Below are 22,648 nucleotides of genomic sequence, written 5' to 3' on the forward strand. Positions count from 1 at the left end.
AAAGCCGCGATGAAGCCGAAATCGTACAGCTTGATGGAAATTGCAAGGCTGGGCGCGTTGTTTCTGCCGGGCGATTGTCTCGAAGACGTCATGCCGCCCGAGCGGCGCGAATACCCGCTGCGGGTCGCCGGCACCGACAGCGAGTTCGCGCTCGGCGACGAGATCGACTTCGTGGAAGACCACTTCAACGCATTGAAGCGGGTGCTTCTGCTGACGGAGCGGATCGATCCGCTCCGACGTCCGTATACGGCGCTGTGGATCCGGCGTCCGGAAAATCCCGCGCTCGGCGAGATCATGATCGCGGGCGGCGCGCTGCCGTCCGAGGGCAGCGGTATCATGCCGCTCTGGCCGGAGATCCTGCGCGCGTTTTCCGGGCGCCCTACGCGCCGGGACCGGGGGGCCGGACATACAATTTACTACCCGGTCCGCAATTCCGACGAGGACATCGTAGGCGTGCTGGAGCTGACCGAAAACGTCCCGCCACTATTTGTCTAAGGCGATGCCGGTATAACCGTTGCCGTCGCAAGCACCGATTCCGAACGAGTCCGCATCGTGTCGTGCGGATTTTGCCGGAATCGGTGTTTTTCTCTTATTTGGGAAGGAATGGATGCCGTCGGAGGAGAAATATTGAGCCGGGAGACCAAGCGGCGGCTTGGTCCCGCATCAGAGATAAAAATGCCCTGCATTCGTCTAAAATGGCTTATAGCGGCACCGGCAGCCCGTGCGCAAAATGGAGATCAAAGCCTCATTCGTTTATCGACGCCATTATAACAGTGAAAACTCGAGGAGGCGGCGCAATGGTCCGGATCTTGATAGTCGACGATGAAAGGGAAATTCGCAACGGTCTCGTTAAACAGATTCCCTGGTCGGCCTGGGGCGTGGACGAGGTGCTGGACGCCGACGACGGCGATACGGCGCTGGAGCTGGCGCTCGCGTGCCGGCCGGACCTGATCGTCACGGATATTCGCATGCCCCGCATGTCCGGCCTGAAGCTGATCGAGTCGCTTGCCCGGGAAAGATACGACGGAGATACGATCGTCGTTAGCGGCTTCGACGATTTTCATTATGCCAAGGAAGCCTTCAAGCTCGGCGTATCCGATTACCTGCTCAAGCCGCTGGACAAGAACGATCTGTTCAAGGCGGTAACGGTGGCGCTCCGGCGCCGGCGCGAGAAAAATGAAAGCGAGCTGAGCAGCAGCCTCATCCGGCAGGGCTATGAGTCTGCCGTCCCCAAGATCAGGGAAGAGCTCCTGCGCCAGCTGATCGGTCGTCCGTACCGCGAGGAGCCTGGCGCACGCACCGAGCACAAGCTGGGCCAGCTGGACCTCGCATGGCTGCTCGACGGGCAGCTTCAGTTCGCGGTATTTGGAGTTGACAGCTTGAAGGCGCTTACACTTGAACCGTCCGCGCCTGGCAAGGACGCGCTGCTAGCGGAGGTCGGCGGAGCGCTTGCGCAGACGATCGCCGCGCAGCATCCGGGCCGTCATGTGTTGTTCAGGTCCGAGCAGGACGAATGGATCGCGATCCTCGAGCAGGCGCGAGCGGATGGGGCTGAGTCGTGCGATGACTTGCTCGAAGCGGTTCGCGAGCGAGTCGGCAACGTGCTGCAGATCCGGCTTGACTTGGGCGAGGCTGCCGGGGAAGGCGGCTTGCATGAGCTATCCGATCTGTACCGCAGAGCGACGGACTCGCTCGTGAGCCGGAGAATTCAGGGGATCGAGGCGGCGGAGGAGACGTCCGGGCACGGTCTTGGCGAGCAGCCGGAATATCAGCTGGCCAACGCCAGGGAACTTGTGGAGATCATGAAGTACGGTACGGAGAAGGATATCCGCGAGACGATGGCCGCGTTCCCGAAGCTGGCCAAGTCCTGGGAGGTCAGGCACCCGAAGGACCTCCAGCAGCGCACGTTCGAATGGCTGCTCGACGTATTTCGGACGGCGCAGAAAACGGCGGGCTGGAAGGAAACGTCCTGGGAAAAGCATCCGATCGCGCTCTGGGAGCACCTCGAACGCTTTGACACGCTGGAGTCGCTCAGGCAGCAGGCGACGGAGCAGCTGCTGAAGGCGGCGGAGAGCATCAAGGCGCAATCCGGCTCGCGCAGCCAGATCGTCGATGAAGCGCAGCGCATTATTCACGAGCGATACCAGGAAAACCTGACGCTCCAGATGGTCGCCGAGCGCGTGCACGTGACGCCGGTATGGCTCAGCAAGCTGTTCAAGAAGGAAACGGACATGAATTTTCTGGAGTATCTGACCGACGTGCGCCTGAAGAACGCTGCGGACCGGCTCGGCGATCTCAGGTACAAGGTATATCAGATCAGCTACATGGTCGGTTACCAGGATCCGGTCCACTTCGCCAAGCTGTTCAAGCGGGCGTACGGCTGCACGCCGCAGGAGTACCGCAACAGCCGGAGTCTTCGGCATGAGTAGACCGGTCCGGGCGCAATTGGGGCGATTCTCGATCCGCCGCCAGGTGATTCTCCTGTTTTTTCTGATCGTCGTGCTCCCCTTCTTGTTCATCGGGTACTTTGCCTACTCCAAATCCGTCAAGGCCATTCAGGACGTAAGTTCGTTCGTGTCCATGGAGATGATGGTCAAGAACGCGAAGGTGCTGGACAATTATCTCGACCTGGTGGACAACGCCCAGAGCGAGATCATGTATTCCAGAGAGATGCAGGAGCTGCTCAGCCTGAGGCCGTCCGGGGAGCTGGAGGAGCTCGAGATCACGTCCAGGCTCGTGCAGTATACCAGCTTGCTGAACAGAAACACGCATGCGTACACGATCCGAATCTTCCCGATCGAGCCGTCGCGTTATCCGACTTTTACGCACACGATCTACCAGGACGAAGACATCGAGAGCCAGGCCTGGTTCCGTCTGGCCAGGGAGATGAAGTCGCCTTACTGGCAGCTGTTCCTGCCGAAGGACAACCCGATCCTTTACAAAGAGCCGATCCTGTCGAAAATCAAGCAATTGTACGGACTGAATCAATCCAAGCCTTTGGGCTTCGTCATCGCCGACATCAAGGCGAGCACGCTGAGCGAATATCTGGCGCCGGTCAAAATGGTAGACCGTCAGCAGGTCATGCTGCTGAACGAAAATAATACGATCGTTTACCATCAGGAAGCGGAACGGATCGGTACCCGACTCGATTCGCCCGAGCTGGATGCTTTCTTAAGGCAGTCCGCGGAGGCGGCGAGCCCGCTTACGATCGGGGGCGTGAAATATATGGCGACGTATGCGTCGCTAACCCACAACGATTGGAAGGTGCTCAGCCTTATTCCCGTATCGGTGCTGACAAGGCCGGTATCGGGCATCGAGCGGATCAGCTTTTTCTTTCTGCTGTTCTATCTCGCGATTTCCGTCTTTACGGTCGCCTTCTTCACTTACAGGTTCACCAATCCGATCCAGAAGCTGGTCAAAGCGATGCGCAAGGTGGAGCACGGGGAGACGGTGCATAACTGGCCGCAGCTGACGCGTTCGGACGAGATCGGCTGGCTCTATATGGGCTTCGACAATATGGTGCGGAAAATCGACGAGCTGGTCAGAAGCGCGGAGAAAGAAGCGAAGGATAAAAAAGAACTGGAATTTCAGGTGCTGACGCACCAGATCAATCCGCACTTTCTCTACAACACGCTCGAAGCGATACGCTGGAAGGCCGAAAGCAGGCAAGCGTCCGATATCAGCGAATTGGTACGGTCGCTTGGCAACCTGCTGCGGCTGAGCCTGAACGACGGACGGGAGCTGACGACGGTCGAGCGTGAGATCGAGCACGTCAAGGCGTATGTCGCCATCCAGTCCGCGCGCCAGGATACATCGATACGGGTCGTCTATATGATCGACGAGGACATCCTGCCGCTGCCCTGCATGCGGCTGATGCTCCAGCCGCTCGTGGAGAACGCGATCAAGCACGGCACGCGGCATGCCGGAGACGGGGAGGCCGTCAAGATTCTGATCCGGGGCAGCCTGGAGCCGAACCGGCTGCAGTTCGAGATCGTGGACAACGGCCCCGGTATTCCGGAGGTGCTCTTGGGGGGGCTGCTCACCGCAGATACGGACGTCCCCCATCAGCGGAAAGGGGTGGGCCTCCGCAACGTCCACGAACGGCTGGCGCTCTATTTTGGAGAAAGGTACGGACTTCGTATCGAGAACAGGGTAGAAGGGGGGACGGTCATCGGGATCTCGCACCCGGTCCTGGAAGGCGAGCCGGCGCAGCGGGACGCGATCTGAAGCGAACGTATGGCTGAGCAAAGATTGGCGGCGATTCGCGGACCGGTAAGCGCGCTTTCTGCGTGCCGAAGCTTATCGGATACAGGGTGGGCCCCAAGAAATGCATTGGCACATGTATTTTCGGCCGGCTTGCGACACTGATAAAATGCCTGCAAATAGGCAGGTAAATTCCAGGCGCGACCCGGAAATCCGGCTGACGATGGAAAATAAATGCGTTTTGGCATCTATTCTTTACAAAAGAGTCGATATCGTCAAAAAAAGATGTAAATTTACAGCCGTTCCGTGCGACTTAAGTTACGGATATCCGCTAACCTAAATGGACCGTCAGGATGATCTTCCCCTGACGGTTTTCTTCACTAACCATGCCGGCCGCCCGGCTCCCAGTAGTCGTGCGTCCGCAGCGCGCAGCCCGCGAATTTATTGTCTCCGAGCGTGATCCCCGACGTATGCGGCTCCAGGCAGATGCCGATCGTCCGCTCTTGCGGCGCTTTGGTAAAGGAAATCCGGTTCGAGACGAGCTCGACGTCGTGCGTGTACCCGCGCATGCGAATGCCGATATAGCCCATGTCGTCCGAGCCGTTGTCCTCCAGCGTGTTCCCTTCGACCCGGTTGTAGCTGGCCGACATCGGTTCGTTTTCGTTGCGGAAAAAAATGCCGTAATAGCGGTTGTCCGAAAAACGGTTGAAGCGGATGACGTTGCGAATATCCTTGTGGCCGATGGACAGGCCGCTCATCCCGTTGCCGATGGCGGCGCAGCCCTCAACGACGCTGTCCTGCACGCGCCAGCAGAGGAAGATGCCGTCGAGGGCGTTGCCGTTGAAGCGGCTGTTCACGATTCGCGTGCGCACCGTGCCGCTGCCGGGATGGACGCCTTTGCCGCGGTTGCCGACGGAATCGCAATCTTCGACGACGATGTCCGAGCAGTGCTGATAGCTGATACCGTCTCCGTTGTAGGCATGCACGGCGCAGCGGTCGATCCGGGCGTCCGCGACGCCGTACAGGTAGATGCCCGAGCTGCGGCAGCCCTCGGCTAAAGTAACCGTCGCTTCGCTGCCCCGGACGGTCAGGCCGTACAGCTCGATCCGTTCGCAGTCGTAGGCGGCGACGACAGGGGACTGCGTCGTTACGATGCCCTCCTCGTCCATCAGCACGGTAGCGTGCAGCTCGCGGTCGAGGTGCAGAATCTGTCCCTCCTTGCCGACGATGACCGCGACCGTGTCCCCGAACAGCATGCTCGTCGCGGCTTTGCGGATCGTAACGGTCTGTCCGACCTCGAAGCGGCCGGGATCCGCGACCGCGGCTTGACGCTCGTGCCGGTCGGCGTCGCAGGCGAGCGGGGAGAGCCGCTCTTCGCCCTGCTGCAGCACCGTCCGGCCGGGAATGCCCGCCAGCCGCACGCCCGATCGCAGGTGAACCGTGCCGTCCAGCGCGTAGACGCCTTCGGCGAGCTTGACCGTGCCGCCCCCGAGATTGGCCGCGTAATCGATCGCCGACTGTATGGCACGGGTGGCCCCGCCTGCCGCTGACGCGGGCTCGGGTGCGGGCGGGGGGCCGACTTCGATGACGATTTTCTCCATCTTTCACAGCTCCTTGTAGAGAATTCCTCATGGTCCAGTCCAGTCTACTCCAGGCGCAGCGTCGCAGCGATGGGGCGATCGCGCTTTTTACTGAGTTGATATTAATCACTCTGAGGCACGCAGGCCTTACGAGGCTGCTGCAGCTGCTCGGGGATTGAAGATAAAAGTTCCGCAGTATAAATTAAGATCGGCCCGTTTGCCCGAAGTCCGATTCGGTCTACGATGGAAGCTATACTAGGCGTTCGCGCGTCGGGGGTGGAAGGCATGGCGGAGGAGGGCATGGCGGGCAAAGCCTTTATCGGCGCGGATATCGGCGGGACCAACACGGTGATCGGCCTCTTCGACGAGCGAGGCCTGCCGCTTGGCGAGCGGCGGCTAGCGACGATGCGCGGGGATCCGCGGCGTCCGACATCCGATCCGGCCGAATTCATCGACCGGCTGGGCCTGGAGATCGAAGCGCTCGCGCTGACGCACGGGTACCGGGATATCGCCGCAGCCGGATTCGGCGTGCCCGGATGGGTCGATACCGCGAGCGGGATGGCGCTGGACGCCTCCAACATGGGCTGGAAAAACGTGCGCTTCGCGCAAGCAATGAGCCGCCGCCTGGGAGCGCCGGTCTATATTGACAACGACGTAAGGCTCTATACTTTGGGAGAAGCCGCGACGGGGGCGGGCGAAGGCTGCGCCGACCTGGTGTGCATCACGGTGGGGACGGGGCTGTCGGCGGGCATTATGATGCAGGGCATCTTGGTGCGGGGGAGCCGCCTGTTGGCAGGCGAGATCGGACATGACCGCGTGGACGGCCTGGATGCGATGTGCAACTGCGGCAAGCGGGGCTGCCTCGAGACGATCGCTTCGGCGCCGGGCATTGCGCGGCTGGCTACAGAGGCCGTGCGCGCTGGCAAGACTACGACGTTGGCGGCGTCCAAGCGTCCGATCACCGCGCTCGACGTTTTCCTGGCATGTCAGTCGGGGGACGCGGCTGCTGCGGATATTTTCCGGTTCGTGGGCCGCGCGCTTGGCCGCAAGCTGGCCGCGCTCGCCTTTGCCGTCGATCCGCAGCGGATCATCGTCGGGGGAGGCGTGGCCGCGGCGGGCGATTACCTGCTGCAGCCGATCCGCGACGAGCTGGCCGTGCACATCCCCGAAGCGGAGTGGAGGCCGGAAGTGGTGGCGGGCAAGCTGCGGGACAAAGCCGGCCTTGTCGGTGCCGTCCGGTTGGCCATCGAGAATTGGTCAAAGGAGAGGAGCGGCGTTCATGAAGAATAGCACGGGCCGCCGCCTGCTGGTAACGAACGGAACGATCTACGCAGGCGGCCGGAGAATCGACGACGGGCGCATGCTGATCGGCGCCGACGGACGGATCGAAGCCCTCGGCGGCGCGGAATCGGGCGCTCCGGGATCGGTGGCAGCGGGGGGAGTGGCTGCCGAGCTAGAGGACGCGGAGGCGCTGATCCTCGATTTGGGCGGGGGCATCGTAATCCCAGGGTTAATCGACCAGCATGTCCACGGCGGCGGCGGCTGGCAGGCGATGGATGCTACATGCGAGGGCTTGAACGGAATGAGTTTGTATCATGCGGCGCACGGCACGACTTCTTTTCTCGCGACGACGGAATCGGCTGCCAAGGCGGAGATCCTGGCTGCGCTTCGGAATGTCGCGCGGGGTGCCGCGGGACGGGGACTCGAGGGCGCGGAGCTGCTCGGCGTCCATCTGGAGGGACCGTTCCTGAACCCGATTCGCTGCGGAGCGCAGGACAAAGAGAATATTCGTCCGGCGGATCCGGACGAGCTGCACCGCTATCTGGAGGCGGCGGGCGGACTTATCCGCATCGTCACGCTCGCGCCCGAGATCGAAGGCGGCATGGAGGCGGCCGAGCGCTTGTCCCGGGCGGGCGTCGCCGTGTCCGTGGGCCATTCCGACGCGACGCTCGCGCAGGTGCGGGAGGCGATCCGGCGCGGGGCGACGCAGACGACGCATCACTTCAACGGCATGAGCCCGTTCCATCATCGCGAGCCGGGCGTGGCCGGGGCCGGACTGATCTGCCCGGCACTGACGACGGAGCTGATCGCCGACGGTATCCACGTTCATCCGGATGCGGTCAAGCTTTTGTACGACGTGAAGGGCGCGCGCGGCGTATGCGTCATCACCGACGCCGTCTCCTGTGCCGGCCTGCCCGACGGAGAATACGGGAATGCGATCATGAAGGACGGGCAGGTATGGCTGAAGGACGGCTCGAGCCTTGCGGGAAGCAGTCTCACGATGCTTCAGGCGCTGCGAAACGTCCTTCGGTTCACCGGCCGTCCGCTGGAGGAGGTGCTGCCTTCGCTGACGGAGGTTCCGGCCCGGCAGATCGGCGCATCGGGGCGCAAGGGGAAGCTGGAGGCGGGGATGGACGCCGATTTTCTCGTGCTGGACGGCGCACTGGAGCTGCAGGCGACCTATGTCCGTGGCCGCCAAGTCTATGCGAAGACGGCGGCGGACAGTCCGATCGAATGAGATCCCCGCGTTACAAGTTGCGGCATTCCTCTTCGGTTCGCGTCACCTCGTTCGAGCAGCGATGCTTGGCGATGTGACGTTTTTTTTGCATATAAAAGGGGCTTTTTGCGGAGGCATGGGTGGGCGGCGCCCGGACGGGGTACACTTCATGTAAAAAGGAGGCGGTCCCGTGCTCGTCAGGTTCGGCTTTGTCGCGATGTCCGTGCTGCTGGAGAACGCATCCCCGTCGCGCACGATGACCTATACGAACTTCAGCAAGCTGCCGGACCGCGAAGGCGCGCTGCTCCGGCTTGCCCGCATTGCGCAGGAGAATCTGCAGCATACGCAGCGCCTGCTCAGCCATTGCAAATACTCGGACATCCACCTCTACCGGCTGACGTCCAAGCTCATTCCGCTCGCGACGCACGATGCGCTCGCGGACTGGGACCCTTATACGATTCTAGCGGACGATTTCGCCGCGGTCGGCGCCTATATCCGCGAGACGGGCATCCGCGTTTCGTTTCACCCGGACCACTTCACCGTCTTCAGCACGCCGCGGCCGGAGGTGCTGCGCAATTCGGTCAAGGACCTGCACCATCACGTACGGATGTTTGAACGGATGGGACTGGACGAGCGGGCGACCTGCAACATCCACGTCGGCGGAACCTACGGCGACAAGGAGGCGGCCGGCAGGCGGTTTCTGGATCAGTTCGGCGCGCTCGAGCCCCGCATCGTCCGGCGGATGACGCTCGAGAACGACGACAAGACGTTTACGGCGTCCGAGACGCTCGCGATCAGCGAGCAGGCCGGCGTCCCGATGGTTCTCGACATCCATCATCATGCGGTCAACAACCCGGAGAGCATTGAGCCCGAGTCGCTCTGGGACCGGATTCAGCGCACGTGGCGCGACTACGGATGGAACGGACTTCAACGGGAAAGGGGCGCGGCAGCTGAGGAGACGCCGTCGTATGCGCCGCTTCCGCCCAAAATCCACGTTTCCACCCCGAAAAGCGCCGCCGATCCGCGGGGACATGCCGATCATGTGTCTTTGGAGCCGCTGCTCTCGTTCCTCCGCGCGATCTCCGGCTCGACCCCGGCCGTCGACGTGATGATCGAGGCGAAGCGCAAGGACGAGGCGCTGTTCAAGCTGATGGACGAGTTTCGCGCTGCCGCCGAAGCCGGGGCCGGGGATATCCGGATCGTGGACGGCGCCAGCGTGGAGATTGGTTGAGCGGCGTGCCTGACGCGGAGGGCGCGATGAGCGAGGCGAGAAGCCTCGGATTGCAGCGCCCTTATTTCATTCCGTTAAGCGTATATCCGCTATGCAGCGGACACCGGTTCCGTTAGTCCGCTTAAAAGCCGGAGAGTCGCCGTATTTACGTTAATAGCATCCTCTCTGTACGTAACCCGCCGCTTTTCCCCGTAAACGCGCCAATAGCGGCTGCTGTGTCCGAAGACGCAGGCCGCACCAACATCCATTTTCTGCGCGTCGCGAGCTGCGTCCGCCGCATGTAACGGACGTTTCGCTTCCCGCGCGGGATACAGGTATAATAAAGTGAATCCAACCACCATGACTCAGTAGGGAGAATCTCAGTTGTCTACGGCTATACTTGTACTGATCGGCGTCGTCGCGGCTTTATTCGGCAGCATCGTCGGACTCGGAGGCGGTATTATCATCGTGCCCTCGCTCGTGCTGCTGGGGCCGAGCCTGCTCGGCGAAGAAGTGTCGTCACAAACGGCTGTCGGCACCTCGCTCGCCGTGCTCATTTTCACGGCTTTGACGTCTACCTGGACGTACCGCAAGCAGGGCAAAGTCGACTTTCGCAGCGGATGGCTCTTCTTCGCTACGAGCGGACCTGCCGCCATGATCGGGGCGCTGGTGACGGACTACATCCCGCAGGGGCCGTTTCAGCTGGCATTCGGCTTGTTCATGCTCGCGATGTTCGGCTTAATGCTGGCCCGCGAGCGGATGAAGCCGCTGCGCATCGACTGGCCGATCAAGCGCGTGTTCACCGACGGCTCCGGTGCCGTCCACGAATACGGCTACAACCTGCCGCTGGCGCTGACGATCGGCTTCGCCGTCGGGCTCTGCTCGGGCTTGTTCGGGATCGGCGGCGGTTCGCTGTTCGTGCCGATCATGGTCATCTTGTTCAGGTTTCCGCCGCATGTGGCCACGGCAAGCTCGATGTTCGTCATTTTTCTGTCCTCGATATTGGGCAGCACCGTGCATCTGTGGAACGGGAACATCGATTGGCCGCTATTTCTGGCGCTCGCGCCGGGTGCGCTGATCGGCGGCCGTGCCGGCGCGATCATCGCTTCGAGGCTGTCGGGTCCGCAGTTGATGTGGCTGTTGCGGGTGACCTTGCTGATTATGGCCGGTTATCTCATCTTCAAGGGTGCGAGCGAGATATAGCGTTCGGCCCTTCCTGCGAAGGGCGCGGACATGCGCCGGAACGCTCTGCCGATCCGCCGCGTATAACTAGAGAGATTAACGGTAGACAAGCGGTCGAAGTCATACGAATTCATAATGTGTAATGAGGGATGAGGATATGAGCGATAATCCGAATACGATCGGGGGCAAGAGCTTTACAGCCGTCGCGATCAACTGCGCTTCCAAAGCGGGCGAGTGGATCAAGAGCAGGATCGGGCAGTTTGCGGCACCCGATCTTAAATTTTCAAAGCACGATCTCGTCACCGAAGTGGACAAAGGCTCCGAGCGCCTGATTCGCAATTTGCTGGCAACGCATTATCCGACGCACTCATTTCTGGGCGAAGAAGGCGTGGAGCCGGGGCCGGAGGCTTCCGCGCAGTCGATCGCCAAAATGGGCGGCAGCGAGTACCTGTGGATCGTGGACCCGGTGGACGGTACCACAAATTACGTGCACGGGTTTCCGTTCTACTCGGTCTCGATTGCGCTTGCCTATCGCGGAGAAGTGATCGTCGGCGTCATCTACGATCCGTCGCGAGACGAGCTGTTCGTCGCCGAAAAGGGCAAGGGCGCCTATGTTCACGGCAAACGCATGCAGGTGTCGGCCGAGCCCGGTCTCGCGCAGAGCCTGCTGGCCACCGGCTTCCCGGCGGACCATATCTCCGCGCTGCCGCGCAATCTCAAGCAGACGCTGGCGCTCGCGCCGCAGGTGCGCAACATCCGCAGCTCAGGCTCCGCCGCGCTTCACATGGCGTACGTTGCGGCGGGACGGCTCACCGGGTTCTGGGAGGTCGGCCTGAACGCCTGGGATTTGGCGGCCGGCGCGCTCATGATCGCGGAGTCCGGCGGCGTCGTCACCGACCAGAACGGCCAGCCTTACTCGCTGGGCGTTCGCGATATCGCCGCCAGCAACGGCGCGATTCACGACGAATTGTTGAAGGCGCTTGCGGAGGCTTAAGCGTCTTGGCGCGCTAACGATTCGACACTTAAGCATTTGTTCCCGCTTGGGGTACATGAGAGTATGGTTTACGGATCATGCTACCTATGAAAGGAGAGCGACTACGATGCGCGACGAACGAATGGACGGAAGATTCGACCAATCGCAGCCGCTGCCGGAGCGTCCGGAGGGACTGGCCGCGCGGGCGGCCGAGGAATACGTGGATGACGAAGCGGCCTTTATGTCCGGCGCGGAGGCCGAGCTCGTGAGGCAGTTGACCGAAGGGGAGCCGGCTGCCGGTGATCCGAACGAGGAAGCGCTTGCGCGTCTGTCCCCCCGCTGGGAGATCCGGATCCAGACGGAGCGGGATCCCGTCTCGGAAGAGACGGCGGCGTACCGCAAGCTGGCGAAGGAAGCGGACGGACGGTATGACGATCGTGTCAAGTCCGATTAAGCAGGCAAAGAAAAAGACGGCCCCGCGGGTCGTCTTTTTTTCTTTGCGCTTTGCGTTTTGTTGGGTTGGCGCACGGCGCGGAGCGGTACAAGACTTTCCGCACGACTGGCAGAGCTCGAGCGCGGGATTAGCACCAGCAGCCCCATGCTCTCCTGCCGCCAACTACCGAATCGCCTTAAAGCTCTCGTCCGCCGCTTCGAGCGTCCTGTCGATGTCCGCGTCCGTATGCGCGGTCGTCAGGAACCACGCCTCGTACTTGGACGGCGCCAGGTAAATGCCGCGCGACAGCATCTCGCGGAAAAACGTCGCGAAGCGTTCGCCGTCGGTATCCTGCGCCTCGTCGTAGTTCGTGACGGGATGGTCGCAGAAGTGGGTCGAGATTGCGCCTGCGATGCGGTTGACCGTCAGCGGCACGCCATTGCGTGCCGCGGATTCGCGCAAGCCGTCAGCGAGGCGCGAGCCGAGCGCCTCCATACGCGCGTAGACGCCCGGCTCGCGCAGCACCTCGAGGCAGGCGATGCCCGCTGCGATGGAGGCGGGGTTGCCTGCCATCGTGCCCGCCTGGTAGGCGGGGCCGAGCGGCGCGACCTGCGCCATGATCTCGGCGCGGCCGCCGTAGGCGCCGATCGGCAGTCCGCCGCCGATGATCTTGCCGAGCGCCGTCAGGTCCGGCTCGATGGCGGCAAGATCCGGGAACGCCGTCGCATACGTCTGCGTCGTGCCGTAGTGGAACCGGAACGCCGTGATGACTTCGTCGTAAATGACGAGCGCGCCGGCCGCGCGAGCCATGCGGCACACGTCCTCGAGGAAGCCTGGCTTCGGCATGACCATGCCGAAGTTGCCGACGATCGGCTCGATCATGACGGCCGCAACGTCTTCTCCCCAAGCCTCAAGCGCGAGCCGCAGCCCCTCGGTGTCGTTGAACGGCACCGTGATTACTTCGCTCGCGATGCTGACCGGGATGCCTGCGCTGTCGGGGATGCCGAGCGTCGAGGGACCCGAACCCGCGGCGACGAGCACGAGGTCGGAGTGGCCGTGATAACAGCCGGCGAACTTGACGATCTTGTTGCGTCCGGTGGCCGCGCGGGCGACGCGGATCGTCGTCATGACGGCTTCGGTGCCCGAGTTGACGAAGCGGACTTTGTCCAGCGACGGGATCGTTTCCTTCAGCATGCGGGCGAGCGTAACTTCGCCTTCGGTCGGCGTGCCGTACAGCGTGCCGTTCTGCGCGGCGCGCACGATGGCCGCGGTGATGTGCGGGTGTGCGTGGCCGGTTATAATCGGGCCGAAGGCGGCCAGGTAGTCGAGGTAGCGGTTGCCGTCCACGTCCCAGAAATAGGCGCCTTCAGCGCGCTGCATGAACACGGGCGCGCCGCCGCCGACGGCCTTGAAGGAACGGGAGGGGCTGTTGACGCCGCCGACGATATGGCGCTGCGCTTCCTCGTAGAGGCGCGCGGATTCGGGTCTTGGGTTCGAGGGTTGATTAAAATCGGACATCGAGGTGACCTCCTGAGCGAATGGGATAATGGGATAAGGGGCGGTTGCGGACGAACGTGAAGGGACCGCCGAATCGGCGGTCCCGGTAGGACGGTTATGGCGTAACGCTCGCGGACGCGGAGCCCGACGGCGACGGCGAAGCGACGGAAGAATCCGAGGCGAGCACTTCCTGAATGTACTCGCGCAGCTTATCCTCGTCGCGAATGCCGATCGTCGAGCCTCCGATATTCTGCTCAACCAGGTTATCCATCGGCGGCAGCTGCGCGGAGCCGGCCTGATGCGATTTGTAGCCGAGGCTGGCGAGCTTCCACATGTCGTTGACCGACATGTTGGTCTCGATATAAGGCACGACCTGGTTCAAAATGGTCGGCAGCTTGATCAGATTCCAGCCGGACTGCAGCTTGTCGGCGACCGCGCCGAGGAAGGCGCGCTGGCGCTCGGTGCGCGTATAGTCGCTGAGCTTGTCGTGGCGGAACCGGACGTACTGCAGCGCATGGTTGCCGTCGAGATGCTGCTGCCCTTTTTTAAGGTGAATGTCGAACAAATGCTTATCCGCGGCCGACTCGTAGTCCATGTCCTTCTCCACGTAGAAGTCCACGCCGCCGATCGCGTCCACCAGCTTAATGAAGCCCTGGAAGTCCGCGTACACATAATATTGGATATCAAGCCCGGTCAATTCGGAGATCGTCTTCATCGACAGGTTGGGGCCGCCGATCGAGAGCGCCGCGTTGAGCCGATCCGATCCGTGTCCCGGAATCTTTACATACGTATCGCGCAGGATCGAGAAGAGATGCACATTCTTCGTCGTCGGATCGAACGAGGCGATGAGCATCGAGTCCGATCGGGGCGTTTCCCCCTTGGACAGTCCCCGGTTGTCCCCGCCCATCAGCAGGACGTTGACGCGCTCGGAGCCGGTCCACTCAGGCGGCTTCTCCTCGGGCTTGTCAGGCACGTTGCTGAATATCGAGTCTTCCTTCGGTTTGTCGAGCTGCTCGAGCGCGTGGTAAGTATTGTAGAAGTACCAGGCAGCAAAGGCAATGACGACCACTAATATGGAGAGACCCGTGTACAGGGGCCATCTTCTTTTTTTTCGCGGCTGACTGCGCATTCTCATGTTCCCTTCGTTTTACGTTAAGATCAATCTCCTGTAAGATATCATATTGAATTATATAGTTCCCGCACGACTCGAATCAAGTTAAGTCGAATCACGGAGGAATATGGAATGTTAGCCATCGACGTACGCGATCTGCGCAAGCAGTTCAACGTTCAGAAAAACCGCGAAGGCATCGGCGGTGCGCTTCGCGACCTTTTTAAGCGCGAATATACGGAAGTGACCGCGGTCAAGGACATCAGCTTCCAGATCCCGCAGGGCGAGATATGCGGCTATATCGGGGAGAACGGCGCCGGCAAGTCGACGACAATCAAGATGCTGACCGGCATCCTCGTCCCGACGTCCGGGCATATCAAGGTCAATGGCTTCGTGCCGCATAAGGAAAGGGAAAAATTCGTCCAGGGCATCGGCGTCGTGTTCGGGCAGCGAAGCCAGCTGTGGTGGGACATCGGCGTCATCGAGTCGTTTCGGCTGCTGCGCAAGGTGTACGGCGTCGGCGAAAACGACTTCAAGCGTCTGCTCGACGAGCTCGTCGAGACGCTGTCGCTCGGCGAGCTGCTGAACCGTCCGGTGCGCAAGCTGAGTCTCGGGCAGCGGATGCGCTGCGAGCTGGCGGCGGCGCTGCTGCACAATCCGTCGATTTTGTTCCTGGACGAGCCGACGATCGGTCTGGACATTGTGGTCAAGACGGAGATCCGCGAGTTTCTGAAACGAATCAATCGCGAGCGCGGCACGACGATCCTGCTCACGACCCACGATCTGCAGGATATCGAAGCGCTCTGTTCGCGCGTCATCATGCTGGACGACGGCAGGATCATCTATGACGGCGGGCTGGAGGAGCTCAAGACGCGTTGGGGCAAAGGCCGCGAAGTCGTCTTCACGTTCGGCGACGCCGTGCGGGCCGATCGGCTGGCCGCGTTGACCGAGGGCATGGACGTTAGATGGAGCCTTGGCGACGCATATACCGCGACCGTGTGGATTCCGCTCGAGATCAACGTGTCGGAAGTGCTGTCGCGCGTCGTCGGCACGATGGAGATCAGCGACATCAAGATCATCGAGACGAACACCGAGGAGATCGTGCGCGAGATCTATCGGACGGGCAGCGCGCAGACGCCGGCAGAGGCGCTCGCGGCCGGCGGACCCGGCGGTCGGGACGATGGAACTGACGGCGCAGGGGAGAGGAACGGCGCTGAAGATGGTGAAGACAACGGTGCTGGGAGCAGCGCAGAGATAAGCGCGGACAACGGCACATCGGACGGCAGCGCAGGCACCGACAGTTCGCGGCCCACCGCACGGGCGGAGGCGACCAAGCCGTGAATGCCGCTTACTTCGAATTTATCCGCATCCGCTTTTTGACGATGCTCGCTTACCGCGTTAATTATTATAGCGGTATCATCGTTTATGCCATTAACATCGGCGCGTACTACTTCCTCTGGAAGGCGATCTACGGCGACGCAGAGACGTTGGCGGGGTTTACCGTCGAGCAGATGACGACCTATGTCGCCGTGTCCTGGATGGCGCGCGCGTTTTACTTCAACAACCTGGACCGCGAGATTTCGAACGAGATCCGCGACGGCAGCGTAGCGGTGCAGATGACGAGACCGATCAACTATTTAATGGTGAAAATGATGCAGGGCTTCGGCGAGGGCGTTTTTCGCCTGCTGCTGTTCATGGTGCCGGGCATGATTCTGGCGACACTGCTGTTCCACGTGACGCTCCCGTCGGACCCGATGCGCTGGATCGTGTTTTTCATCATGATTTGGTTCAGCTTCCTGATCAACACCCAGCTCAACATTTTGACCGGCTTGTTCGCCTTCTTCGTCGAAAACAACGAGGGGCTTATGCGCATGAAACGCGTACTCGTCGACCTGCTGTCCGGCGTCGTCGTGCCGATCGCCTTTTTCCCGGCTTGGGGACGGGCGGTTATGGATTGGCTGCCGTTTCAGGCGATTACGTATTTGCCGAGCTCGGTGTTCACGGGCAGGACAAGCGACGCGGAGACTTGGCACGCGCTGCTCATTCAGATCGGCTGGTTCGCAGTCCTCGTCGTCCCGATCTTGCTCATGTGGCGGTCGGCGCGTCGTCGTCTTTTCGTGCAAGGGGGCTAAAGTAAAGTGAGACTGTCTAGATTGGGCTACACGTTCGGCCTATTCAAGGAATATATCGCCAACTATGCCAAGGTGAAGCTGACCTACCGCGCCGACTTTTGGGTGGAGGTCGTGAGCGACCTGTTATTTTCGCTGACAAACCTGGTATTTATCTTTATCGTGTTCCAGCACACCCCGACGCTCGGGGACTGGAGCGAATCCGAGGTCATATTCGTCTACGGCTACTTCATGATCGCGCAAGGCGTGTTCAGCGCCTTCACGAATCTGTGGAACTTCGGCGACCGGTACATTATCAAAGGCGAGATGGACCGCGTGTTGACGCGGCCCGCCCACTCCCTGGCCCAGGTCATGCTGGAAAACGTAGATCCGCCGTCGCTCGTATCCTCGCTCGTAGGGCTCGCGATCATGGGCACGGCGTGGGGGAAACTCGGACTCGCGTTCAACTGGTACGACCCTTTCGTGCTCATCGTCATGGTGCTGGGCTCGGTGCTCATCTATACGGGAATCTACGTGACGCTGGCGGCGATCTCCTTCTACTCCGACGCGCCGACGGGTATCATTCCGCTCATGTACAACATTCAGAGCTACGGCCGCTATCCGGTCCAAATTTACAACCGGGGCATCCGCTTTCTGCTCACCTGGGTGCTGCCGTTCGCCTTCGTTGGCGTGTACCCTGCGATGTTCTTCCTCGAGGCGCACCGCGACGTGTTCATGGCGTGGATGACGCCCGTCGTCGGCCTCATCGCCGCCGGCATCGGCCTCGCGGTCTGGAACCGCGGCGTGAAGCGGTACCGGGGAGCAGGGAGTTGAGGGGGAGCTCCGCTATGGCACGCGAGTAAGCAACTCTGCTGGCCGATAGCGGAAGAAAGTTCCGCTGAGGCTCGTATGCACACCACTCTCCGGGCCAATAGCGGAAGAAAGTTCCGCTAAGGCTCGTATGCACACTACTCTCCGGGCCAATAGCGGAAGAAAGTTCCTCTAAGGCTCGTATGCACACTACTCTCTGGGCCAATAGCGGAAATATATTCCGCTAAGGCTCGTATGCACGCCACTCTCCGGGCCAATAGAGGAAATATATTCCGCTAAGGCAAGCAGACACACTACTCTCCAAGCCTTTAGCGGAAAAAAGCTCCGCTAAGGCGTGCACCATTCAAACCTCGTTGCCGCAAAGCGCTTGCTTCCGGTTCTCAAATCGACTTTCCTTTTTCTCCAAGCCGATACGTTCTTATCCGCTGGAGCCCGCCGGCTCGCTCGAGCCAGCCTTGCTCGGCCATCCCGTGCAGAATCGTTCGCGCATGCCGAGTGCTGATACCCAGCATATCGCTAGCCTCGACAGGCGAGAACGGCCGCTGCAGCTTGTTCGCGAATCGGACGAGCTCCCGCTGCTTAAGCGGAAGGGAGGTCTCCTTTTTCTCTCCGAAGTCGCCGTACAGTTTCCCAAGCGTGAGCAGGACGAACCGCCGACACTTGTTAGGCTGGTCGCGGATCATGTCCAGGGGGATGCGGAATACGATCCAGCCGTTCAGCACGAGGTGATTTTGCCGCTCGCGCTCGTATTCGAACGTGCGCCGGCTCGTGTGCTGTCCATGTGTCCTAAAATCGTCGATCTCCCAACCAATCATATACGGCGGCCGGAGATAAGCGTTGTCAATGTAGAACGATCCCTCTCCAAAACCGGGCACTTCATATTCGGCTTGTAGATAATTCAAATTCCCTACGCCTTTTAGCCATATTTCTTTCGTAAAAAGCGCTTCGTTAAAGGCATGTCCTTCAAGCAGTCTGCGTAAGGATTCGCCCATCCGACCTTGACGCTGTTGCTCAAGCCACTTCGCATTATGACTCGTCCATCCAGCACACCCCCTCCTTAAAAGCGGCAACAAAAAACACCGCCAGCTCCGGTAGGAGAGGCGGTGTTCTTCACGCGCTAAATGCTCACATCGCAAGTATACGCTTGCGGGGGCGCTGCAAGCAATAAAAATTTTGTCCAAGGCTTTCGGCATGAGAGGTGGGCATTGGAGCCGGAGGGGGAACAGAGACTCCGCGGTCCGCACACTGTCTAAATAAGGCCGATCAGAGCGGATAACGGATGCGGTGTCCTGGCTGTTGGCGAGCAGAGACGCACCTAAAACCACCAAAAAACAAAATCGACGCAAAGCGACAAAACTTGAAGAAAGTTCAAGTTTCGGGTTGACACGGACAAACGGTTTGTGATAATTTGATTAAGCAACAACTTAAACGATTAAGTCAACGAGAAGGAGTGGGATCGCTTGTCCAAAAACAAAATAAAAAAATCGCTCGTGCTGGCGTTGGCCCTTGTTGCGGCCGCGGGATGCGCGAATGCGAAGACGGAGCCCAACCGTCAGGAAAACGGCGGGACGGACGGGAGCAACGGCACTTCGCCTACTCAAACTGTAAGCGCTGACATCGCGCCGGAAAAGGGAGCCTCCTTGCTTGTCTGGGAGTCCGACGGCAACGAGCGCGCCTTTCTGCAGGAGGTAGGGAAGCAATTCGAAAGCGTCTACGGCGTCAAGGTGAAGGTGGAGGTCGTCCCATCCATCGATACGGTCGGCAAGCTGATGACGGACGGTCCAGCGGGCCTTGGCGCGGACGTCTTCTCGTCGCCGCACGATGCCATCGGCAAGGCGGTCAGCGCCGGCCTGCTCCTGCCGAACGACCGCACGCAAAAAGACATGGCGGACAATGTCATGCCCTCGGTCGCGCAGGCCATCACGTACAAGGATGTGCTCTACGGCTACCCGATGTCTGCAGATACTTACGCGCTCTACTACAACAGGAAGCTGATGCCCAAAGAGCCGACGACGTTCGACGAGCTGCTTGCATTCGGCCGCGAGTTCACCGACCCCGCCGCCAAGAAGTACGGTCTCGCATGGGATGTCGCCCAGATCTATCAGGCGCACGCATTCATCGCCGGCTATGGCGGCTACATATTCGGCGACGGCGGCACGAATCCGGACGATATCGGCCTGAACGGCGAAGGCGCGGTCGAGGGAATAAAGTTTGCGCGGAGCTTGAAGGCGCTGTTCCCGCTGAACACCGCGGACATTAATAACAACGTTATCTCCGGTCTGTTCCAGGAAGGACGCGCCGCGATGATGATCGACGGCACATGGCAGATGGCCAACCTGCGAAAAGCGGGCGTCGACTTCGGCGTCGTCCAGCTGCCGCTGCTGCCGAACGGCAAGCATCCGCAGAGCCTGATCAGCGTGCGGTCGCTGTTCGTCAATTCCTACACCAAGTATCCCAACGCCGCCAAGCTGTTCGCAGAGCTCGCGACGAGCCGTGACAACGCCAAGCTCCGCTATGAAATGACCGCGCAGCTGCCGACGCGGCGGGATCTGGTAAGCGATCCGTCGATCATGGCTGACCCGAACGTCTCTTCGTTCCTGGCCCAGCTGCAAAATGCGACCCCGCTGCCGGTCATCCCCGAGACCTCGACGCTGTGGGTGCCATCTTTCGCGGCATTGTCCGTGATCTGGAACGATGACCGCGCCGACATCAAGAAGACGCTGGACAACATGGTGAGTCAGATGCGCACCGCCATGAAGACAAGCGGATGAGCCGGGGAGATCGCGCGATCGCGTATCGTGCCGGTACGGCAAGCCCTGCCACGGCGGGGCTGCTGTCCGCGGTCTGCGCGGGGGGCGGGCAGCTGCTGAACCGCCAATATGCCAAAGGCGCGCTGTTCATGGGCACGTACGCTGCCGCGTTAATCGTTGCCTTACCGCGCATCGCCCTCGCACTTGAGGGGCTGGTCACGCTCGGCGAGACGCCGACGCGGATCGTGGACGGCGTGCTCGTGCGGGGAGATCACTCGATTTTTCTGCTGATCAACGGTCTGCTCGCTTTGTTCGCAGGCGTGGCGCTCCTGCTGCTCCATGCGCTGAACGTATCCGACGCCTACCGGAACCGCGCCGCCGCGATCGCTGACGGAGGGACCGTTCATCGGTCACGCCAGTCCGGCGGCGTGGCGGCGGCGACCCCGGCCCAGACCAAGCTGAGACATTCAGTCTTGATCAACCGCCGCTCCCGCGAAGGGCGGGTGGCGCTGCTGCTGCTCACGCCGGCGCTGCTTTTCGTCCTTTTCGTATCCGTCGTACCCATGCTCTTCAACGTGCTGATCGCCTTCACGAACTATTCATCGCCGAACCATATTCCCGACCGCTCGCTCGTGAGCTGGACCGGCTTGCAGACGTTCTCGCGCCTGCTGTCCGACCGTGCGTGGACGTCCACCTTCGGCGGCATCTTCGCCTGGAATGTCGTCTGGGCATTGCTGTCGACGCTTGTCGCCTACTTCGGCGGCCTCGCGGTCGCGCTGCTGATCGAGCATCGCAAAGTCCGGTTCAAAAAGCTGTGGCGGACGGCGTTCGTGCTGCCTTGGGCATTCCCTTCGTTCATCGCGATTCTCGTCTTCCGCGTGCTGTTCAACGGTGCGCTCGGGCCGGTCAACGGCCTGCTGGAGCGCATGGGACTGCCGGGCGTGCCCTGGCTATCCGATCCGACGGTCGCCAAGCTGACGGTGCTGCTCGTGCATTTCTGGATGTCGATGCCGTTCTTGATGGCATTGCTATCCGGCATCCTGACGACAATCCCGCGCGACCTGTACGAGGCGGCCGAGGTCGACGGCGCGGGCGGCGCTGCGAAGTTCAGGCGGATCACGATTCCGCACGTGCTGATGGCGACGTCGCCGATCCTGATCATGCAGTTCGCTTCGAACTTCAACAATTTCAACCTGATTTATCTGCTGACGGACGGCGGACCGCCGAACCCCAATTACTACTTCGCGGGTTCGACCGACATTCTGCTCTCCTGGATCTACAAGATAACGCTCGAGCAGAACCAGTTCAACATGGCTTCCGCCGTGTCCATCGTCATGTTCGTCGTCATCGCGCTCGTCTCCGTGCTGAATTACAGCCGCACCCATTCGTTTCGAGAAAAGGACTGAGCGACCATGAACCGTATCCGAGACCATCTCGTCGCTGCGGGGCTCTACGCGCTGCTGGCCGCCATCTTCGCCGCGACGGTCTATCCGCTCGTCTGGGTTGCAGGGACGGCGCTGAATCCGGGCGACACGCTGCTGATCAGCAGCATGCTGCCCGAGCATCCGACGCTTCGCCACTTCGGGCGCCTGCTGCGGGAGACGGACTTCGCGCTGTGGTACCGCAACACGATGTTTATTTCCGTTTCCAACATGCTGCTGTCTACGCTGCTCGTGACCGTGACGGCTTACGCATTTTCCCGCCTCCGCTTCAAGGGCCGGCAAGTCGGGCTTATGACGCTGCTGGTGCTGCAGATGTTTCCCGGCTTCCTGTCGATTATGGCAATTTTCGTGCTGCTGCTCCAGACGGGGCTGCTGAACACGCATCTGGGGCTGATCCTGATCTACGCGGGCGGCTCCGTCTCGTTCGGCGTGTGGGTGATGAAAGGGTATTTCGACACGATTCCCCGCAGTCTTGAAGAAGCGGCAATTATCGACGGCGCGGGACGGGCGGACGTTTTCTTCCGCATCCTGCTGCCGCTGTCCGTGCCCGCGCTCACCTTCGTCATGCTGACGGCGTTCATCGGTCCGGTCATGGACTTCATCCTGCCGCAGATCGTGCTTCGCTCCTCCGACAAGATGACCTTGGCGCAGGGACTGTACGGGATGGTGTCCGACAAAATGAACTCCAGCTTCAGCCTGTTCGCCGCCGGCTCCGTGCTGACCGCGCTGCCGATTACGGTGCTGTACATGTTTTTCCAGAAATACCTGATTCACGGCCTGGCCGCGGGAGCGGATAAAGGCTGAAAATTATGAGCGCCCCTGGCGCGAAGGAGG

19 protein-coding genes are annotated in these 22,648 nt (G+C 61.0%); 15 read left to right on the forward strand and 4 right to left on the reverse strand.

The genetic code is table 11. From position 1 onward, the window contains the following. The first annotated feature begins 9 nt into the window (after positions 1-9). The 3 genes from ACFSR7_RS34210 (at position 10) to ACFSR7_RS34220 (ending at position 4,227) form a co-directional block, all read left to right on the forward strand. Positions 10-495 (forward strand): hypothetical protein, encoded by a 486-nt coding sequence (locus tag ACFSR7_RS34210; RefSeq protein WP_378169111.1) that lies wholly within the window; start codon positions 10-12, stop codon positions 493-495. A 302-nt stretch (positions 496-797) separates the two neighbouring features. Then, positions 798-2,429 (forward strand): response regulator, encoded by a 1,632-nt coding sequence (locus tag ACFSR7_RS34215; protein ID WP_378169112.1) that lies wholly within the window; start codon positions 798-800, stop codon positions 2,427-2,429. Then, positions 2,422-4,227, forward strand: a complete 1,806-nt coding sequence (locus tag ACFSR7_RS34220) for a sensor histidine kinase (protein WP_378169113.1) — start codon at positions 2,422-2,424, stop codon at positions 4,225-4,227. Before ACFSR7_RS34215 ends, ACFSR7_RS34220 begins: the two co-directional genes overlap by 8 nt. A 356-nt stretch (positions 4,228-4,583) precedes the next feature. Here ACFSR7_RS34220 and ACFSR7_RS34225 read toward each other — a convergent pair whose 3' ends face one another. After that, entirely contained in the window at positions 4,584-5,804 is a 1,221-nt protein-coding gene (locus tag ACFSR7_RS34225) for a right-handed parallel beta-helix repeat-containing protein (RefSeq protein ID WP_378169114.1), read from the reverse strand. A 264-nt stretch (positions 5,805-6,068) separates the two neighbouring features. On the opposite strand from ACFSR7_RS34225, the gene ACFSR7_RS34230 reads away from it, so the two are divergent. The 6 genes from ACFSR7_RS34230 (at position 6,069) to ACFSR7_RS34255 (ending at position 12,099) form a co-directional block, all read left to right on the forward strand. Next, on the forward strand, positions 6,069-7,073 hold the full coding sequence (locus ACFSR7_RS34230) for an ROK family protein (protein WP_378169115.1): 1,005 nt from the start codon (positions 6,069-6,071) through the stop codon (positions 7,071-7,073). After that, a complete protein-coding gene (gene nagA, locus ACFSR7_RS34235) occupies positions 7,063-8,301 on the forward strand; it encodes an N-acetylglucosamine-6-phosphate deacetylase (protein WP_378169116.1) in 1,239 nt (412 codons plus the stop codon). The genes ACFSR7_RS34230 and nagA overlap by 11 nt, the downstream gene beginning before the upstream one ends. A 169-nt stretch (positions 8,302-8,470) precedes the next feature. Next, on the forward strand, positions 8,471-9,511 hold the full coding sequence (gene uvsE / locus ACFSR7_RS34240; protein ID WP_378169117.1) for a UV DNA damage repair endonuclease UvsE: 1,041 nt from the start codon (positions 8,471-8,473) through the stop codon (positions 9,509-9,511). 363 nt (positions 9,512-9,874) lie between these two features. Beyond that, complete coding sequence (locus ACFSR7_RS34245; RefSeq protein WP_378169118.1) at positions 9,875-10,693, forward strand: sulfite exporter TauE/SafE family protein; 819 nt, start codon at positions 9,875-9,877, stop codon at positions 10,691-10,693. Between the two features lie 136 nt (positions 10,694-10,829). After that, complete coding sequence (locus ACFSR7_RS34250; RefSeq protein WP_378169119.1) at positions 10,830-11,666, forward strand: inositol monophosphatase family protein; 837 nt, start codon at positions 10,830-10,832, stop codon at positions 11,664-11,666. Positions 11,667-11,772: 106 nt separating this feature from the next. Continuing rightward, positions 11,773-12,099, forward strand: a complete 327-nt coding sequence (locus ACFSR7_RS34255; RefSeq protein ID WP_378169120.1) for a hypothetical protein — start codon at positions 11,773-11,775, stop codon at positions 12,097-12,099. A gap of 162 nt (positions 12,100-12,261) precedes the next feature. Here the strand turns inward: ACFSR7_RS34255 and ACFSR7_RS34260 are convergent, their stop codons facing one another. Both ACFSR7_RS34260 and ACFSR7_RS34265 read right to left on the reverse strand, forming a co-directional pair. Next, on the reverse strand, positions 12,262-13,596 hold the full coding sequence (locus ACFSR7_RS34260) for a glutamate-1-semialdehyde 2,1-aminomutase (protein WP_378169121.1): 1,335 nt from the start codon (positions 13,594-13,596) through the stop codon (positions 12,262-12,264). Positions 13,597-13,690: 94 nt separating this feature from the next. Further along, positions 13,691-14,704: an LCP family protein gene (locus tag ACFSR7_RS34265; protein WP_378169122.1), complete on the reverse strand. Its 1,014-nt coding sequence runs from the start codon at positions 14,702-14,704 to the stop codon at positions 13,691-13,693. A 114-nt stretch (positions 14,705-14,818) separates the two neighbouring features. Here ACFSR7_RS34265 and ACFSR7_RS34270 point away from each other — a divergent pair, with 114 nt between their 5' ends. The 3 genes from ACFSR7_RS34270 to ACFSR7_RS34280 are packed head-to-tail and all read left to right on the forward strand — an operon-like array spanning position 14,819 to position 17,625. Next, the gene (locus ACFSR7_RS34270) at positions 14,819-16,024 is read left to right on the forward strand and encodes an ABC transporter ATP-binding protein (protein WP_378169123.1); all 1,206 of its coding nucleotides are present in this window, start codon (positions 14,819-14,821) and stop codon (positions 16,022-16,024) included. Beyond that, positions 16,021-16,815: an ABC transporter permease gene (locus tag ACFSR7_RS34275; protein ID WP_378123003.1), complete on the forward strand. Its 795-nt coding sequence runs from the start codon at positions 16,021-16,023 to the stop codon at positions 16,813-16,815. The genes ACFSR7_RS34270 and ACFSR7_RS34275 overlap by 4 nt, the downstream gene beginning before the upstream one ends. Before the next feature lie 6 nt (positions 16,816-16,821). After that, the gene (locus ACFSR7_RS34280) at positions 16,822-17,625 is read left to right on the forward strand and encodes an ABC transporter permease (RefSeq protein WP_378169124.1); all 804 of its coding nucleotides are present in this window, start codon (positions 16,822-16,824) and stop codon (positions 17,623-17,625) included. A gap of 377 nt (positions 17,626-18,002) precedes the next feature. On the opposite strand, the gene ACFSR7_RS34285 is transcribed toward ACFSR7_RS34280, so the two are convergent. Further along, on the reverse strand, positions 18,003-18,524 hold the full coding sequence (locus tag ACFSR7_RS34285; protein WP_378169125.1) for a DNA-binding response regulator: 522 nt from the start codon (positions 18,522-18,524) through the stop codon (positions 18,003-18,005). Positions 18,525-19,082: 558 nt separating this feature from the next. Between ACFSR7_RS34285 and ACFSR7_RS34290 the strand changes: the two genes are divergently transcribed. The 3 genes from ACFSR7_RS34290 to ACFSR7_RS34300 are packed head-to-tail and all read left to right on the forward strand — an operon-like array spanning position 19,083 to position 22,618. Continuing rightward, on the forward strand, positions 19,083-20,393 hold the full coding sequence (locus ACFSR7_RS34290) for a sugar ABC transporter substrate-binding protein (RefSeq protein WP_378169126.1): 1,311 nt from the start codon (positions 19,083-19,085) through the stop codon (positions 20,391-20,393). Continuing rightward, a complete protein-coding gene (locus tag ACFSR7_RS34295) occupies positions 20,390-21,778 on the forward strand; it encodes a carbohydrate ABC transporter permease (RefSeq protein ID WP_378169127.1) in 1,389 nt (462 codons plus the stop codon). Before ACFSR7_RS34290 ends, ACFSR7_RS34295 begins: the two co-directional genes overlap by 4 nt. Positions 21,779-21,784: 6 nt before the next feature. Further along, the gene (locus ACFSR7_RS34300) at positions 21,785-22,618 is read left to right on the forward strand and encodes a sugar ABC transporter permease (RefSeq protein WP_282910959.1); all 834 of its coding nucleotides are present in this window, start codon (positions 21,785-21,787) and stop codon (positions 22,616-22,618) included. Positions 22,619-22,648: the final 30 nt, after the last annotated feature.

Source organism: Cohnella sp. GCM10020058, assembly GCF_042683485.1.
Classification (GTDB): domain Bacteria; phylum Bacillota; class Bacilli; order Paenibacillales; family Paenibacillaceae; genus Cohnella.